The sequence below is a fragment of the Streptomyces rubrogriseus genome, assembly GCF_027947575.1.
GTDB classification, from domain to species: domain Bacteria; phylum Actinomycetota; class Actinomycetes; order Streptomycetales; family Streptomycetaceae; genus Streptomyces; species Streptomyces rubrogriseus.
This window is the reverse complement of record NZ_CP116256.1, coordinates 2,881,112-2,895,611: the sequence shown is the minus strand read 5'-3', so window position 1 is coordinate 2,895,611 and position 14,500 is coordinate 2,881,112. Positions and strand designations below refer to the sequence as shown.

The window sequence follows — 14,500 nt, the reverse complement described above, 5'->3', positions numbered from 1 at the left end:
GCTAGCGCCTGCCGGCACCTGCTTCACCACTGCCCCTCGTGGTCGCCGGCGGTCCCGGCAGCCCCCGGCTGACCGGCCGGGCTGCTCGCTCGGTCTCGTCAGGCGTCGCCGTACGCCTCTCCGCCCAGTTCGAACCCGGCCGATCCGGCGGTGGCGTCGGCGAGCCAGGAGCGGAAGGTGTCCACGTCGGCCTCCGGCAGACCGACCTCGATGGTGACGGCCTCGGCGTACCGCACGTCGCGCACCGCGCGGCCCGCGGTGCGCAGGTCGTTCTGGAGCTTGCCGGCCCGCTGGTGGTCGACGGTCACGGTGGCCAGCCGGAACCGGCGCCGGGTGAGGGTGCCGAGGTCGTCCAGGGCTTCGCCGACCGCGCCGCCGTAGGCGCGGATGAGGCCGCCCGCGCCGAGCTTGACGCCGCCGTAGTAGCGGGTGACGACGGCGACGACGTACCGCATGTCGCGGCGCAGCAGCATCTGGAGCATCGGGACGCCCGCGGTGCCGCCCGGCTCACCGTCGTCGCTCGCCTTCTGGACCCCGGCGTCGGCGCCGATGACGTACGCCCAGCAGTTGTGGGTGGCGTCCGCGTGCTCCTTGCGCACGCCCGCGACGAACGCCTGGGCGTCCTGTTCGGTGGCGGCCGGGGCGAGGGCGCACAGGAAGCGCGAGCGGTTGATCTCGGTTTCGTGCACACCCGCGCGGGCGACCGTGCGGTACTCGTCCTGCATCCGGCCAGCCTATGCGCTCGCCGTGCCGCGTTCCCCGGGGGCATCGGCGGGGCGCGGGGCGGCGCCCCCGGTCACGGCGGGGACCCGACGTCCCGGGTGAGGTGGAGGCCGAGGAACCGGTCGGCGTACGCGAAGACCTCGAACCGGGCTCCGTCCGGGAGGTCCGGGTCGGTCGCCACCCGACGCAGGACGCGCAGCACGCCGGGGGCGTCCAGGTCGTCCTCCCAGGCCGCCCGCAGCCGGTCGCGCAGCTCTCCCGGGACCGGCCGCGAGGGCTGCCTGGCCCAGTCGGCGACCGCCCCGCGCAGCTCCGCGAGGGTGGCGCGGGCCTCGTCCAGCGCGGTCGCGTCGAGCTCCACGCGCGTGTGGTGGTGCCGTTCCAGCAGGGCGAGGCGCACGGCGTCGGGGTCGGCGAGGTCGGGAACGGCCGGGTGCACGGGGGCGACGGCGACCGTGGTCATGCCCTGTGCGTCCCCGCCCCCGCCCTCGCCCTCGCCCGCATCCTCTGCTTCGCTCACGACGCGGACGCCCTGCCCGGTGCCCGGTCCGGGTCCGGCCGTACCGTCCTCGAAGGGCCGGATGCCGAGGGCGGCGGCCTCCTTGCGCGGCCCGTCCCGCTCCGAGGCGCCGGTCAGCACGGCCCACGCGGGCGTGCTGTCGAGTTCCAGGGCGCGCACCAGGAGGTCCGCGACCAGCAGCACGCGCAGGGCGGTGGCGTCACGCCCCGGCACGTGCGCCTCGACACGGGTCGGCGCCCGTCGGGCGGGGGCGGCGGGGGCGGTTTCTCCGGTCCGGGCGTCGATGATGCGCAGCACGAGGCGAGCGTAGGCGCGGCGACGCGGTGGCGCACAGGGGCGCGCTCGCCGCACCCCTTAGGCCGGGGGGAATCCCGGCACGTCGCCGTCCGTTGTCCCGAACGGGTGGCCCGATCCGCGGGTCGCCCGGGAGCACGAGGAGGCCGCCGGTGTACGGCGACGAGGCAACCGTCCGCAAGATCCTCACCGAGCTGGGCGACACCTGGGCCGTGGTCGGCCTGTCGAACAACCGGCAGCGCGCGGCGTACGGCGTCGCCGAGGCGCTGCAGCGCTTCGGCAAGCGCGTCGTCCCCGTACACCCCAAGGCGGAGTCGGTGCACGGGGAGCAGGGGTACGCGTCGCTCGCGGAGATCCCGTTCGACGTGGACGTCGTCGACGTCTTCGTCAACAGCGAACTGGCCGGAGCGGTCGCCGACGAGGCGGTCGCCAAGGGTGCCCGGGCGGTCTGGTTCCAGCTCGGTGTGGTCGACGAGGCGGCGTACGGGCGGACCCGGGACGCGGGCCTGGCCATGGTGATGGACCGATGCCCGGCGATCGAGATCCCGCGGCTGGGCTGAGCGCGCCGGGGCTCACCGGCCGGCGCCCGGACCCGACTGGATGACCACCACGCGGGCCCAGTCGGGCGGTGCGTCGGGGACGTACTCGGGGTCGTCCTCGTTCCAGGAGCCGCCGGTCCGCTCCCGGGGGAACAGACCCACCACCGTCCGGCACGCCGGCCGCGTCTCCGGCCAGGGCGTCTGCCCGTCGGTCAGCACCACGACGGCGTCCGGCGCCGGGCGTGCCGCGAGCGCCTTGGCGAAGCCGGTGCGCAGGTCCGTGCCGCCACCGCCCACCAGCTCGATCCCCTCGTCCCGGCACAGCGAGTGCGCCAGGCGGGCCGCCGCGTCGCAGGGCACGACGCTGACCAGGTCGCGTCGGCCGCCGACGGCACGGGCGATCGCGGCGACCTCCAGCAGGGCGCTGCCCAGTTCGGCGTCGCTGACCGATCCGGAGGTGTCGATGACCACGGCGACCCGGGGCGGTCTGCGGCGCAGGCTGGGCAGCACCACTCCGGGTGTTCCCGCCGAGCGGCGCGACGGCCGGCCGTACGTGTAGTCCTCGCCCGCGCCGCCCGAGGAGGTCGCCGAACGGACCGCCGCTCCCAGCAACTGACGCCAGGGCTGCGCCGGGTGGAACACCTTCTCCGCCCATCGCCGCCAGCCCTTCGGGGCGCTCCCCGGGGCGGCGCTGATGCCGCGGGCCACCCGGAAGCGCACGGCGTCCCGTTCCTGCTCGCTGAGGCCGTCCGCACCGTCCGGGCCGAGGTCCCACTCCCTGTCGAGGCCGTCGGCACCGCTGCCGCAGTCCAGCCAGGCCAGGCCCTCGGTGAGCCGCCCGAGCCGGAACAGACTCAGGTAGTCCTCCATGAGCTGACCCTCGGGCAGTTGCAGGAACGCCGGATCGACCGCGCCCTCCGGACGGACCAGTCCGTCGCCGAACACGTCGTCGTTGATCTCGCAGTCCGCGGCGATGTTCATCCGCAGCCGTTCCGACGGCCCGGTCAGCCCGCGCTCGCGGGCCACCCGGTCGCTGCGCCCGTGGTGGTCGCGCAGGAGGTGCGAGACCTCGTGCACCCACACGCCGGCCAGTTCCTCCACGGGCGTGCGGTCCACGAAGACCGGGGAGACATAGCACCGCCAGTACCGGTCGACGGCCATCGTCGGCACCCGGCGCGACGGGACGACGTGCAGGGCGAACAGCGCCGTCGCCAGATAGGGCCGGGCCCGGGCGGCCTGCAACCGGGCGGCGAAGAGCTTGTCGAGGTCGACCCGCACCCGGTCGGGCTCGGCCGTCACCGGGCTCGGCGTCGGCTTCGCCGGGTTCACCGGCTTGAGCGGGTTCATCGGCTTGAGCGGGTTCACCGGCTTGAGCGGCTTCAGCGGCTTGGCTGATGTCATCGGCTTCGTCCGCTTCATCGGCCCGTCTTCGCGGTACCCGCGAGCCGTGCCGCCGCGCGGTCGGCCGCTCGGTCCGCGCGCCGTGAGAGGGACATGGCCCCGGCGAGCCGCTCGATCGAGGCAGGGATGTCCCAGTCCTGCTGCCGCAGCGTGGCGAGGGTCGTCGCCGGGACGACCACGACGTCCGGGGCGCCGGTCTCCATCGCCCGGGCCAGCAGCGTCCACGCCGAGTCCCACCGGGACTTCTCCGGTCGTTTGCGCACGGCGGCGACCACCCCGTCCAGCACGGCCTGCCGGAGGTCTCCCCGTTCGGGCAGTACGGCACCCGCCGGGTCGGCGAGCAGGGTCTCCGGGTCCGGGAGGTCCATCCGGTCCAGGCTCGCCATCAGTTCGAGGCCGGGACCGTCCCCCACCGTGCCCCGCACCAGCAGGGAGAGCACTTCCCTGGACGAGCCGGCCGCGGTCGCGAAGGCGATCAGGCACAGGGTCATCTCCCAGCTCCGGGGCGACGGCCAGGCACCGCCCCGGCGTGTCTCACCACTGGGCAGCCGGTGCACGAGTCCGGGGCGGGCGGTGAGGAACTCGCACACCGCGCGGCGCGCATAACGCACCGCCCCGCGCAGCCCGCCCGGGTCGAGGCTCGGCAGGGCCGCCCGCGGCCAGGTCCCGCCGAGGCCCCGTACGACGACGTCCTGGTCGTGGGTCCACTGGAGATGGACGAACCGGTTGGCCAGCGGCGGGCTCAGCTCCCAGCCGTCGGCCGCCGAGGACCGCGGGTTGGCGGCGGCCACGATCCTGACGCCGGGCGGCAGCCGGAGCGCGCCGATCCGGCGTTCCAGGACGAGCCGGAGCAGCGCCGCCTGTACGGCGGGCGGCGCGGTGGACAGCTCGTCGAGGAACAGCAGCCCGCGGCCGGCCCGCACCAGGCGCACGGCCCAGTCCGGCGGGGCCATCGGAACGCCCTGTTCCGCCGGGTCGTCGCCGACTACGGGCAGCCCGGAGAAGTCGGACGGCTCGTGCACGCTGGCGATCACGGTGGTGAGCGGCAGATCGAGGGCCGTGGCGAGCTGTGTGAGGGCCGCGGTCTTGCCGATCCCCGGCTCTCCCCAGAGCAGCACGGGGAGGTCGGCCGCCACGGCCAGGGTGAGTGCCTCCAGTTGGATGTCGGGCCTGGGTTCGGTGGTCGTGTCGCGCAGCAGCGCCAGCAGGTCACCGGCGACGTCGAGCTGGGCGGGAACGGCGGGAGAACATGTCGTCATTTGTCATCACCTGGGAGTCGATAGCGAGGGCAGTCGGTCGTGGGAGGGGTCCGGCGCGGAGGGGTCGGCGCGGAGGGGTCGGCGCGGAGGGGTCGGCGCGGAGGGGTCGGTGCGGCCAAGACGTCCGCGGTCCCCGGGGTCAGTCGAACGTCGCGTGGCGAGGGCGGGAGCGGCCCTCGCGGGGCCGGTGCGGGTCCGGGGCGAGGCGTCCCGGAGCGGGCTCGTCGAGGCCCGCGCGGAACAGCCCGTGGGCGACCCGCCGCAGCGCGGCGGCCTCCAGGTCGTCCCGCAGGTCGCCGTCGCGCAGCCGTGCGGCGGGTCCCAGCAGGGCCTCGACGGCGGCGAGGGCACCGGCGGTGTCCCCGTGGTTGAGGCGTTCGCGGATGTCGGGGAGGCACTGCGGACGTCGGTGTGCCTCGTCGATGACCTGGAAGCAGGGCAACGGCGTGCCGGTCAGCGCGGCGAGCAGTTCCTCCCGCCGGCTCTCGGCCGGATCGTGGTCCAGCGCCGCCAGCACCCCGTCGACGAGGCCGATCCGGTGCCTGGCTCCCCGGCAGTCCACCACCCGCGGCCCCATCACCGGATCCGGTGTCCGGAGCCGGGCGCCCGGCGCCCGGTCCGGTACCAGGGCGGGGGCCACCAGCGGGTGCAGCCGATCGGCCTCGATCGCACCGGCGCGCACCAGTTCCAGGTCGGGCAGTACCCAGGTGGCCGCGTCGGGGAGCACCGGCAGCGCGGACACGGCACCGCCGGTGGGCACCGCGACGATCCGCGGCGCCGTGGCCGAGGGGGATTCGTCCGCGTCCAGTTCCAGGGCGAGCCGCTGTCCGGACCCGACCCGTACGACGACCGTCCCGCCGCCGGTGTCCTCGGCCCGGAGCAGGATCCGCGCCTCGGCCTCCCACCGGCCCACGGCGCAGCGCAGCCCCGGCGGCACAGCTCCCCACGGGCCGGCGGTTTCGGAGGGGCCGTCGGCGGACGGCGGCAGGTCGGCGCCCGAGCGCAGGCGCAGCTCATCGGTTCGGCGCGCGTCCCACAGGTGACGGTGCAGGTCGAGCCGGAAGCGTCTGCTCGGCCGGGGATGCGGGTGCCGTGCGGGACCGGCGTCCGCGCCCGAGCAGTCCCACAGGGCCAGGCTGACGCGCTGACCGCCGTCCGCCCAGGCGGGTGGGGTACGGGCGACGAGATGCACCGGCCCTACGCCGTCGCGGCCCTCGGTGGCGTAGCGGGCCAGGGTGAGGGTGAGGCCCGGGCGCAGCAGTCCGTCCGGGGCGATCCTCGGCATGTGCCAGCGCAGCAGGTCGGGAGCGAGGTGCCGCAGGTCGATGCGGAGCCGGGAGGCGAGGGAGCGGCCGTGGGTGCGGGCCACGGAGCGCAGGTCGAGGTCGACGTCGACGGCCGCGGCGGCGCACGCGCCCGCCCAGTCCCCGGCACGGCGGCGCGCGGTCGCGGTCTCGATCATGGAGGGCGGCACGGCGAACTCGCGCACGCGCTGCCAGAAGGAAAGGCGGGAGTCGGAGTCCCCGTTCACGAAGTGAGTGGCCATCAGCACTCACCTTGCGCGGACGGGTCCCCCAATCTGCCGGAAGGAGGAGTAGTCATCGCGGGGAGCATAAGCCGCGCCGGCCGGGCCCGCCAGGTGTTTTCCCGCGGGGAGGGCCGTCGCGACCGTTCCGGTGGCCCGTGCACCGCCGCCATAATGTCCGCGTGACCGCACCCTCCCGGCTTCCCAACTCAGCGGCGCCGCACCGCTTTTCAGTCGTCGTGGTGGGCGCGGGCCCGGCCGGGCTGACCGTCGGCAACATCCTGCGCGCCGCGGGTGTCGACTGCCTGGTGCTGGAGACCGAGACCCGCGAAGTCGTCGAACACCGGCCGCGGGCGGGTGTCATCGAGGAGTGGGCCGTGCGCGGGCTGGAACGGCGCGGGCTGGCACGGACCCTGCTGGAGCGGGCGCAGGCCCACACCGAGTGCGAGTTCCGGTTCGCCGGGGAGCGGTACCGCTTCGGGTACACCGGGCTGACGGGGCGCCATCACTTCGTCTACCCGCAGCAGTTCCTGGTGACGGACCTGGTCCGGGAGTACGCGGACGTGCGCGGCGGGGAGATCCGGTTCGGCGTCCGGGACGTGCGCCTGCACGGCGCCGGGTCCGCCCGGCCGACGGTGTCGTACGTCTGCCCCGACTCCGGTGAACGCCGGTTCGTGGAGGCGGACTTCGTCGCGGGGTGCGACGGTGCCCGCGGCGTGACGCGCGCGTCGCTGCCCGCCGGGCGGGTCCGCCTCGCCCGTCACGACTACGGCGTCGGCTGGCTGGCGCTGCTGGCCGAGGCACCGCCGTCCTCGGACTGCGTGGTGTTCGGCATGCATCCGCGCGGCTTCGCCGGGCACATGGCGCGCAGCCCCGAGGTGACCCGCTACTACCTCCAGTGTCCGCCGGGCGACGACCCGGAGAACTGGCCGCACGAGCGGGTCTGGGCCGAGCTGCGGGTACGGCTCGGCGCGGCGGGCGCACCACCGCTCGCAGAGGGGCGCCTGATCGAGAAGCGCGTGCTCGACATGCACAGTTACGTGGTCGAGCCGATGACCTTCGGGCGGCTCTTCCTGGCCGGGGACGCGGCCCACCTGACCGCGCCCATCGCCGCCAAGGGGCTGAACCTCGCCCTGCACGACGCCTTCCTGCTCGGCGACGGGCTGGTCGCGTCCCTGACGCAGGGTGAGGACTCCGCACTGGCCGGCTACTCGGACGCGTGTCTCGCCCGGGTGTGGGACTACCAGGAGTTCTCCCAGTGGCTCGCGGAGATGTACCACGGCACGGCGTCCGGGGACCCCTACCGCGCGGGTGCCGCGCTGGCCCGGCTGCGGCGCCTGTTCTCCTCACCGGCCGCGGCGGCGGAGTTCGCCGAGCGGTACCTCGGTGTGCGGACCGCCGACTGAGCGCCCGGACGGCCGGGACGGCAGGTCGCTCAGTCGTGGAGCGGCCGGTCGCCGAGCCGGTGGTCGGCCACGTTCAGCGCCTCGTCGACCAGGCGGCGCAGATGTCCGTCGCGCAGTGAGTACACGACCCGGCGCCCCTCCTTGCGGGTGCCGACCAGCCCCGCGAGGCGCAGCCGGGCCAGGTGCTGGCTGACCGCCGGACGGGCCGCCCCGCAGGCCTCGGTGAGGGTGGTGACGTCGGCCTCGCCGCCGGTCAGGGCGTGCAGCAGGGTCAGGCGGGTGCGGTCGCCGAGCAGCGCGAGGATCTCGGCGGCGAGGGCGAACTGCTCCTCGCCCGGTGTACGCGGGTGCGCATCGTCCGCAGGTGACAGGTGCATGCGTGCGCTCATACGCACATAATGGCGGGACGGACCGCGCGCGTCCACCCGTCGCACCGACACACCGGCCGCCGGACACCGAAAGACGCCCGGCACCGAGCACCGGAAGGGGCACCCATGAGCGACCCGCACCGGCACCATCACGATCACCAGGACCGCCCTCAGCACCAACACGATCACCACGACCACCTCCAGCACGATCACCCCGACGACGGACACCCCCACCACGACCGCTCCCCCGCCGCCCGATGGCGCCGGTTCGCGCACTTCCTCGCCCACCGGCTCACACCCCACTCCCACGAGAGCGTGGACAAGCTGGACCCGGCCCTGGAGGCCTCGGCCCGCGGGCTGCGCGCGCTGTGGGTGTCGCTGGCAGTGCTCGGCGCCACGGCGCTGGCACAGGCGGCCGTGGTCGTGGCCTCCGGATCGGTGGCGCTGCTCGGGGACACGGTGCACAACACCGCGGACGCGCTGACCGCCGTTCCGCTGGCCATCGCCTTCGTCCTCGGCCGGCGCGCGGCGACCCGGCGCTTCACCTACGGCTACGGGCGGGCGGAGGATCTGGCGGGCATCGTGATCGTGCTGACGATCGCCGCGTCCGCCGTCTTCGCGGCGTGGACGGCGGTCGACCGGCTGCTCGACCCGCGCCCGGTCGCACACGTCCCGGCGGTGGCGGTGGCCGCCCTGGTCGGTTTCGCCGGCAACGAGTGGGTGGCCCACCACCGGATCCGCGTGGGCCGGGAGATCGGCTCCGCCGCGCTGGTGGCCGACGGCCTGCACGCCCGCACGGACGGGTACACCTCCCTGGCCGTACTGCTGGGCGCCGGCGGCGCGGCACTGGGGTGGCGGCTCGCCGACCCGGTCGTGGGGCTGGCGATCACGGCCGCGATCGTGCTCGTCCTGCGGGACGCGGCGCGCGAGGTGTTCCGGCGGCTGATGGACGCCGTCGACCCCGCGCTGGTGGACCGGGCCGAACGCGTACTGGGCGAGGTTCCCGGCGTGCGCGGGGTGGGCGAGCTGCGGCTGCGCTGGATCGGGCACCGGCTGCGCGCCGAGGTGGCGCTGGTGGTGGACGGCGAGGCGACGGTCCGCGAGGCCCACCGCATCGCCGTGGCGGCCGAACACGCCCTGCTGCACGCGGTGCCGCGGCTGTCCGCCGCCCTGGTCCACGCCGACCCGGCGCCGTCCCCGGGCGAGGCGGATCCGCACCTGGCGCTCGCCCACCACGCCCCCGCGTGACGGGTCAGGCGACGCCCAGTCCTTCCAGCACCTCGGCGCCGGGCAGCTCCGCGAAGGCCTTGCCCGGCACGAGCAGCTTGCCGCGCCTGCGTCCGCTGCCGACGAGGACGTACGGCAGGTCGACGACGGCCGAGTCCACCAGCACGGGCCACTCGGCGGGCAGGCCGACCGGGGTGATGCCGCCGTACTCCATGCCGGTCTCCCCGGTGGCCGTGTCCATCGGCGCGAAGGATGCCTTGCGCGCCCCGAGCCGGCGGCGCACGACACCGTTGACGTCGACCCGGGTGGTGGAGAGGACCACGCAGGCGGCGAGCGTCGTGCCGCCGCCGCGCTTGCCGGTGACCACCACGCAGTTGGCGGACTGTTCGAGCAGCTCACGGCCGTAGTGCTCGACGAAGGTGGCGGTGTCGGCCCAGTCCGGTTCGGTGTCGACGTAGAGGATCTGGTCGGCGGGTACGGTGCCGCTCCAGTGGCGTACGGCGTCGGCGACCGGGCGGGTCAGCGCGTCGAGGCGGTCCGGGGCGGGCGTGGCGCCGTCGAAGTTCCCGATGGGTGCGTGCATGGCGGCACGCTAACAACCGCCCGAGCCCCGGTGAGCGGCCGTCTCAGCGGACGGGCGGCACCGAGACCGCCATGATCATCTCCATCGGCGCGTCACCCTCGTTGCCGTAGGTGTGCGGGGTGTCGGACTCGAAGGAGGCGCTCGCGCCCGTGGGCACGTGGTGGGTCACCCCGTCGACGGTGAGGGCGAGTTCGCCGGAGGTGACGTGCACCAGCTCGACGGTGCCGGTGGGGTGCGGGTCGGAGAGGCTGCTCTCGCCCGGCATCAGCCGCCATTCCCACATCTCCAGCGGGCCGGGCGCCTCCACCCCGGCGAGCAGCCGGCTGAAGCTGCCGGCGTCGGTGTGCCAGAGGCGGACGGCCTCGTCGGCGGGAACGACGCGGACCGCAGGCCCCTGTTCCCGGTCGAGCAGGGTGGTGATGCTGACGCCGAGGGCGTCGCCGATCTTCACGACGGTACCGAGGCTGGGGTTGGTGCGGGCCTGCTCGATCTGGATGAGCATGCCGCGGCTGACCCCGGCGCGCGCGGCCAGCGCCTCCAGGGTGAAGCCGCGTTCGCCGCGCCAGCGCTTGACGTTGCGCGCCAGGGACTGGGTCAGGAGGTCGAGGTCCGCCACGTTCCGTCCAGGGACTCGTACAGGTGCGTACATTATTTTGAATGACGTGGTGCAGCGGATCGAACTATGGTCTGCTGCACCCGAAGGTCCACCGAACTGTACTGCGAGGCGACCGGATCATGACAGCGCTGTTCGCCCTGGCCACCAGCGTCCTGTGGGGGCCTGGCCGGTGGTGACCGCGCTGGCCGCGCGGGGGTTCCCGAGCGATCGGCTGCGTGCCGCGCAGGCGGCCGGCGCGGGCCTCGCGCTGGTGGGGACACTGCTGCTGGCGACGGGCTGAGGCCGACGCCCGCCCGGCACTGGCGCCCGTTCAGCCCTCCGCGGCCGGTTCGGCGAGCCTGCCCGAGGCCCGCTCCGGGTCGTCCAGTTCGGCGAGACGGGCCACCGCCTCGTCGTCCAGCTTCGACAGCTCCCGCAGCTGCCCCGGCGTGATCCCGTCGGGGATCGGCACCGGAGCCGGGGTCCGCAGCGGCGGCTGCCAGCCCTCGGCCGGTGTCCAGCGCCGTACGACGCGGGCGGGGGCGCCCGCCACCACGGCGTGGTCGGGGACCGTGCCCCGGACCACGGCACCGGCGGCCACGACCACGTTCCGCCCGATCCGCGCGCCGGGCAGGATCACCGCGCCGGTGCCGATCCAGCAGCCGGGGCCGATCTCCACCGGGTCCATCCGCGGCCACTGCTTGCCGATGGGCTGCTGCGGATCGTCGTAGGAGTGGTTGGTGGAGGTGACGTAGACGTACGGGCCGAAGTAGCAGTCGCTGCCGATGGTGACGGTGGTGTCCGCGATGACGTGGCTGCCGCGGCCGAGGACGACCCCGTCGCCGATGCGCAGGATCGGCTCCGGACCGAGGTCGAGGTCGGGCATGAGCCCGGCGGTCAGCGTGACCTGCTCGCCGATGATGCAGTGCGCGCCGACGTGGATCCAGGGTTCGCCGAAGACCGTGCCGAGCGGGAAGGCGAGCCGGGTGCCCGTGCCCAGCGCGCCGAACCGGAACCGCCCTGGGTGCGCGGCGGTGACGGAACCGGTGCGCTGCACCCAGGCCCAGCCCGCGTGGACGGCCTTCTGCGCGAGGCGGCTCCGCCAGGACGAGAACGTGTTCTTGCGGTGGGGCACCCGCTCACGGTAGACCGCGCGCGCCGCGGCCAGGACCGCACCATGCTGTGATCTTCACCCCACCGGGTGGCGTACGGTGCCGTACAACACCCGAGCAGGAGGCGAAGATGACGCAGCAGGCGCTGATCACGGGCATCGGCGGCAAGGACCCGAAGGTGGACGCGGAGGTCTTCGTGGCGCCGACCGCCTCGGTCGTCGGGGACGTGACACTGCACGCCGGGGCGAGCGTCTGGTACGGCGCGGTGCTGCGCGGCGACGTCGAGCGGATCTCCGTCGGGGCGAGCAGCAACGTCCAGGACAACTGCACGCTCCACGCCGACCCCGGTTTCCCCGTCACCGTCGGCGAGCGCGTCTCCATCGGGCACAACGCCGTGGTGCACGGCGCCACCGTCGAGGACGACTGCCTGATCGGCATGGGTGCCACGGTGCTCAACGGCGCGGTGATCGGCGCCGGTTCACTGGTCGCCGCCCAGGCGCTGGTCCCGCAGGGGATGCGGGTGCCGCCGGGGTCGCTGGTGGCGGGGGTGCCGGCGAAGGTGAGGCGGGAGCTGACGGAGGAGGAGCGTCAGGGGGTCACGCTGAACGGCACGATGTACGCGGCGCTGGCTCGGCAGCACGGGGAAGCGGTGGGGTAGCTCCTGCGGGAGGCCGGCTGCGGGTTGTCTGTGGTCGCCCGCGCAGTTCCCCGCGCCCCTGTCGGGGCGCTTCACTCCCCGGCGGTGACCGGCTCGGGCTCCAGGTGGGCCTTGCCCGCCCTGCGCTTGACGATCAGCATCGAGGCGACGCCGATCAGGACCGCCACCACCAGGCCGAGCCACGAGAAGCGCTTGAGCCAGTCCTCCGCGACGACGCCGACGTAGTAGATGACGGCGGTGGTGCCGCCCGCCCAGACGATGCCGCCGAGGACGTTGGCGATCAGGAACTTCCAGTACGGCATCCGCAGCACACCGGCCAGCGGGCCCGCGAAGATCCGCAGCAGGGCGACGAAGCGGCCGAAGAACACGGCCCACATGCCCCACTTCTGGAAGGACCGCTCGGCGGTGGCGACATGCCCCTCGCTGAAGTGCTTGGGGAACTTCCTGCCCAGCCAGGCCAGCAGGGGCCGGCCGCCCTTGCGGCCGATGGCGTACCCGATGGAGTCGCCGATCACCGCGCCCGCGCTGGCGCAGGCGCCGAGGACCAGCGGGTCGATCCCGCCGTGCTGCGACGACAGCAGGGCCGCCGACACCAGGATGATCTCGCCGGGCAACGGAATGCCCAGGCTCTCCAGACCGATGACGAGTCCGACGACGGCGTAGACGGCCGCCGCGGGCACCGTGTCGAGCCATTCCTGGACGTGCAACGCCCCACCCTCCGCTTCGCGAACCCGATACCTGTTCCCGGTGCGTCTCGATCGAGGCGCACCGGGAAGCGTACCGGGTCGGCGGGGGTCAGCTGTTGGGGCGCAGGGTCCATATGACGGTCATCTCACCGGTGACGGCTCCGTCCTCGCGCTGGATGGCGACGCTCACGGGGAACTCGGGCCGGCTGCCCGCGTCCAGTTCGGCGACGACTTCCGCGGCGGGGCGGCCGAGGGTCGCGGTGGCGGTGACCGGGCCGAGGGCGATCTTCTTGAAGGCGATCTCCGCGGTGACCGGCAGCGGCACGGCCCGGGAGAGCTGGTCGCCGAAGGCGGCCAGCACGATCGCACCGCTGGCCGACTCGCCCAGCGTGAACATGGCTCCGGCGTGTGGTCCGCCAACGTGGTTGCGGTACTCGCTCTGGTCCGGGAGGGCCAGGACGGCCTTCTCCGGAGTGGTCTCCAGATACTCGAGGTTCAGGGTCCGGACCATCGGCACGGTGGCGGCGAGCAACTCGCCGATCGACATCTGATCTGCGCTCATGGAGGCAGGTTACCCGCGAGTAGCTTCCAGGGCCAGGCACCCGTGAAGATCGCCGTAAGCTGTGCGCCCATGTGGCCAGGAGAGCAGTCATCCACCGGCGGACCGGACCCGCGGCAGCCCAACCCGTACCGGCAGCCCGGTTACCAGCAGCAGCCGCACCCGGGACAGCAGCAGCCCGCGCCCTGGAACGCCCCCACCGTCGCGTCCGGCGGACCGGCCGGCCGGGGGCCCGGCGACGGCCGTACGAAGGTGGTGGCGATCGTCGCGGCCGCGGTCGTGGTGGTCGCCGCCGCGGTGACCGGGGCGGTGCTCCTGGGCGGCGGCGAGGACGACGGGGCACGGCCCGGCCCCACCGCCTCCTCTCCGTCCGCCTCCGCGCCGTCCGCGTCCCCCGCCGACGACCCGCGCGGCGGGGACGGCGCCCCGAAGGCCACCGTCGAGGGCTGGACCGTCGTGGCCAACCCCGACCACGGCCTCGCCTTCGACGTACCGGCGTCCTGGGTGCCGCAGTCCCGCGACTGGGTGACCTACGTCGCCGAGGACGACGACCCCGACGAGAAGCCCCTGGTCGCCATGAAGGCCCCCGCCGTGCTGAAGGAGAAGTGGTGCGGGTCGGACGGCGACCGGGACGGCTCGGTCGAGTACACGCCCCTGGCCAGTGCGGGCACCCGCGGCAACAACGGCGCCCGGAGCACCGAGGAGATCGCCAGGACCGACTCCGCGACCTGGGTCTACGGGGCCTTCGCCCAGCCGGACCGGGACAAGGTCTCGACGGGGCCGGTGACGCCCTTCACCACCGACTCCGGCATCGAGGGCAGCCTGGCCACCTCCCGGTCGGCCGGGGTGGCGAAGAAGGGCAAGTGCGACGTGGAGGGCAAGGCGACCACCTTCGCCTTCAAGTCCGCCGACGGCGACTTCGTGTCGTGGTCGTTCTTCGGCGCCGCGGGCGTCGCCGACGAGGTGACCGACGCCACCGTGCGCAGCATTCTGGCCACCGTCAGGGAGTACACCCCTTCGGACGCCTAGGCTTCCGGGTTTCGGT

General features: G+C 74.4%; 17 protein-coding genes. 6 read left to right on the top strand and 11 right to left on the bottom strand.

The annotated features are described in order from the left end of the window. Nucleotides 1-98: 98 nt before the first annotated feature. Both Sru02f_RS13260 and Sru02f_RS13255 read right to left on the bottom strand, forming a co-directional pair. Nucleotides 99-725, bottom strand: coding sequence for a YigZ family protein (locus tag Sru02f_RS13260; protein ID WP_109030221.1), 627 nt, complete (start codon nucleotides 723-725; stop codon nucleotides 99-101). Between the two features lie 71 nt (nucleotides 726-796). Continuing rightward, complete coding sequence (locus Sru02f_RS13255; protein ID WP_174855017.1) at nucleotides 797-1,540, bottom strand: hypothetical protein; 744 nt, start codon at nucleotides 1,538-1,540, stop codon at nucleotides 797-799. Nucleotides 1,541-1,689: 149 nt separating this feature from the next. Here Sru02f_RS13255 and Sru02f_RS13250 point away from each other — a divergent pair, with 149 nt between their 5' ends. Then, the gene (locus tag Sru02f_RS13250) at nucleotides 1,690-2,097 is read left to right on the top strand and encodes a CoA-binding protein (RefSeq protein WP_109030219.1); all 408 of its coding nucleotides are present in this window, start codon (nucleotides 1,690-1,692) and stop codon (nucleotides 2,095-2,097) included. Between the two features lie 12 nt (nucleotides 2,098-2,109). Here the strand turns inward: Sru02f_RS13250 and Sru02f_RS13245 are convergent, their stop codons facing one another. The 3 genes from Sru02f_RS13245 to Sru02f_RS13235 all read right to left on the bottom strand — a co-directional run bounded on the left by Sru02f_RS13245 (nucleotide 2,110) and on the right by Sru02f_RS13235 (nucleotide 6,282). Continuing rightward, complete coding sequence (locus Sru02f_RS13245; RefSeq protein WP_244941757.1) at nucleotides 2,110-3,477, bottom strand: vWA domain-containing protein; 1,368 nt, start codon at nucleotides 3,475-3,477, stop codon at nucleotides 2,110-2,112. A gap of 14 nt (nucleotides 3,478-3,491) precedes the next feature. Further along, nucleotides 3,492-4,736, bottom strand: coding sequence for an AAA family ATPase (locus Sru02f_RS13240; RefSeq protein ID WP_109030217.1), 1,245 nt, complete (start codon nucleotides 4,734-4,736; stop codon nucleotides 3,492-3,494). 139 nt (nucleotides 4,737-4,875) lie between these two features. Further along, nucleotides 4,876-6,282 (bottom strand): hypothetical protein, encoded by a 1,407-nt coding sequence (locus tag Sru02f_RS13235; protein ID WP_109030216.1) that lies wholly within the window; start codon nucleotides 6,280-6,282, stop codon nucleotides 4,876-4,878. A gap of 161 nt (nucleotides 6,283-6,443) precedes the next feature. Here Sru02f_RS13235 and Sru02f_RS13230 point away from each other — a divergent pair, with 161 nt between their 5' ends. Continuing rightward, nucleotides 6,444-7,667, top strand: a complete 1,224-nt coding sequence (locus Sru02f_RS13230) for a 4-hydroxybenzoate 3-monooxygenase (protein WP_109030215.1) — start codon at nucleotides 6,444-6,446, stop codon at nucleotides 7,665-7,667. Nucleotides 7,668-7,696: 29 nt separating this feature from the next. Here the strand turns inward: Sru02f_RS13230 and Sru02f_RS13225 are convergent, their stop codons facing one another. Continuing rightward, nucleotides 7,697-8,056: an ArsR/SmtB family transcription factor gene (locus Sru02f_RS13225; RefSeq protein ID WP_003977520.1), complete on the bottom strand. Its 360-nt coding sequence runs from the start codon at nucleotides 8,054-8,056 to the stop codon at nucleotides 7,697-7,699. A gap of 105 nt (nucleotides 8,057-8,161) precedes the next feature. On the opposite strand from Sru02f_RS13225, the gene Sru02f_RS13220 reads away from it, so the two are divergent. Further along, nucleotides 8,162-9,283: a cation diffusion facilitator family transporter gene (locus Sru02f_RS13220; RefSeq protein ID WP_109030214.1), complete on the top strand. Its 1,122-nt coding sequence runs from the start codon at nucleotides 8,162-8,164 to the stop codon at nucleotides 9,281-9,283. 4 nt (nucleotides 9,284-9,287) lie between these two features. Here the strand turns inward: Sru02f_RS13220 and Sru02f_RS13215 are convergent, their stop codons facing one another. Continuing rightward, entirely contained in the window at nucleotides 9,288-9,845 is a 558-nt protein-coding gene (locus Sru02f_RS13215; RefSeq protein ID WP_109030213.1) for a YbaK/EbsC family protein, read from the bottom strand. A gap of 43 nt (nucleotides 9,846-9,888) precedes the next feature. Continuing rightward, nucleotides 9,889-10,461, bottom strand: coding sequence for a helix-turn-helix domain-containing protein (locus Sru02f_RS13210; RefSeq protein WP_174855016.1), 573 nt, complete (start codon nucleotides 10,459-10,461; stop codon nucleotides 9,889-9,891). Between the two features lie 154 nt (nucleotides 10,462-10,615). On the opposite strand from Sru02f_RS13210, the gene Sru02f_RS13205 reads away from it, so the two are divergent. Beyond that, nucleotides 10,616-10,741 carry a hypothetical protein gene (locus Sru02f_RS13205; protein ID WP_280524885.1) on the top strand — a complete coding sequence of 42 codons (126 nt, stop codon included), beginning with the start codon at nucleotides 10,616-10,618 and terminating at the stop codon, nucleotides 10,739-10,741. A 30-nt stretch (nucleotides 10,742-10,771) separates the two neighbouring features. On the opposite strand, the gene Sru02f_RS13200 is transcribed toward Sru02f_RS13205, so the two are convergent. Further along, complete coding sequence (locus Sru02f_RS13200) at nucleotides 10,772-11,575, bottom strand: acyltransferase (protein WP_109030211.1); 804 nt, start codon at nucleotides 11,573-11,575, stop codon at nucleotides 10,772-10,774. 107 nt (nucleotides 11,576-11,682) lie between these two features. On the opposite strand from Sru02f_RS13200, the gene Sru02f_RS13195 reads away from it, so the two are divergent. Beyond that, nucleotides 11,683-12,210 (top strand): gamma carbonic anhydrase family protein, encoded by a 528-nt coding sequence (locus tag Sru02f_RS13195; RefSeq protein ID WP_109030210.1) that lies wholly within the window; start codon nucleotides 11,683-11,685, stop codon nucleotides 12,208-12,210. Between the two features lie 71 nt (nucleotides 12,211-12,281). Here the strand turns inward: Sru02f_RS13195 and Sru02f_RS13190 are convergent, their stop codons facing one another. Continuing rightward, entirely contained in the window at nucleotides 12,282-12,917 is a 636-nt protein-coding gene (locus tag Sru02f_RS13190; protein ID WP_109030209.1) for a DedA family protein, read from the bottom strand. An 88-nt stretch (nucleotides 12,918-13,005) separates the two neighbouring features. Continuing rightward, nucleotides 13,006-13,443: a DUF4442 domain-containing protein gene (locus tag Sru02f_RS13185; RefSeq protein ID WP_109030208.1), complete on the bottom strand. Its 438-nt coding sequence runs from the start codon at nucleotides 13,441-13,443 to the stop codon at nucleotides 13,006-13,008. Between the two features lie 84 nt (nucleotides 13,444-13,527). Here Sru02f_RS13185 and Sru02f_RS13180 point away from each other — a divergent pair, with 84 nt between their 5' ends. Continuing rightward, a complete protein-coding gene (locus Sru02f_RS13180; RefSeq protein ID WP_109030207.1) occupies nucleotides 13,528-14,484 on the top strand; it encodes a hypothetical protein in 957 nt (318 codons plus the stop codon). Nucleotides 14,485-14,500: the final 16 nt, after the last annotated feature.

Bases quoted from the DNA above. Each gene is read 5' to 3' on its own strand.
- Sru02f_RS13260 (WP_109030221.1), bottom strand. From the start codon at position 725: ATGCAGGACGAGTACCGCACGGTCGCCCGCGCGGGTGTGCACGAAACC.
- Sru02f_RS13245 (WP_244941757.1), bottom strand. From the start codon at position 3,477: ATGACATCAGCCAAGCCGCTGAAGCCGCTCAAGCCGGTGAACCCGCTC.
- Sru02f_RS13240 (WP_109030217.1), bottom strand. From the start codon at position 4,736: ATGACGACATGTTCTCCCGCCGTTCCCGCCCAGCTCGACGTCGCCGGT.
- Sru02f_RS13235 (WP_109030216.1), bottom strand. From the start codon at position 6,282: ATGGCCACTCACTTCGTGAACGGGGACTCCGACTCCCGCCTTTCCTTC.
- Sru02f_RS13225 (WP_003977520.1), bottom strand. From the start codon at position 8,056: ATGAGCGCACGCATGCACCTGTCACCTGCGGACGATGCGCACCCGCGT.
- Sru02f_RS13220 (WP_109030214.1), top strand. From the start codon at position 8,162: ATGAGCGACCCGCACCGGCACCATCACGATCACCAGGACCGCCCTCAG.
- Sru02f_RS13215 (WP_109030213.1), bottom strand. From the start codon at position 9,845: ATGCACGCACCCATCGGGAACTTCGACGGCGCCACGCCCGCCCCGGAC.
- Sru02f_RS13195 (WP_109030210.1), top strand. From the start codon at position 11,683: ATGACGCAGCAGGCGCTGATCACGGGCATCGGCGGCAAGGACCCGAAG.
- Sru02f_RS13185 (WP_109030208.1), bottom strand. From the start codon at position 13,443: ATGTCGATCGGCGAGTTGCTCGCCGCCACCGTGCCGATGGTCCGGACC.
- Sru02f_RS13180 (WP_109030207.1), top strand. From the start codon at position 13,528: ATGTGGCCAGGAGAGCAGTCATCCACCGGCGGACCGGACCCGCGGCAG.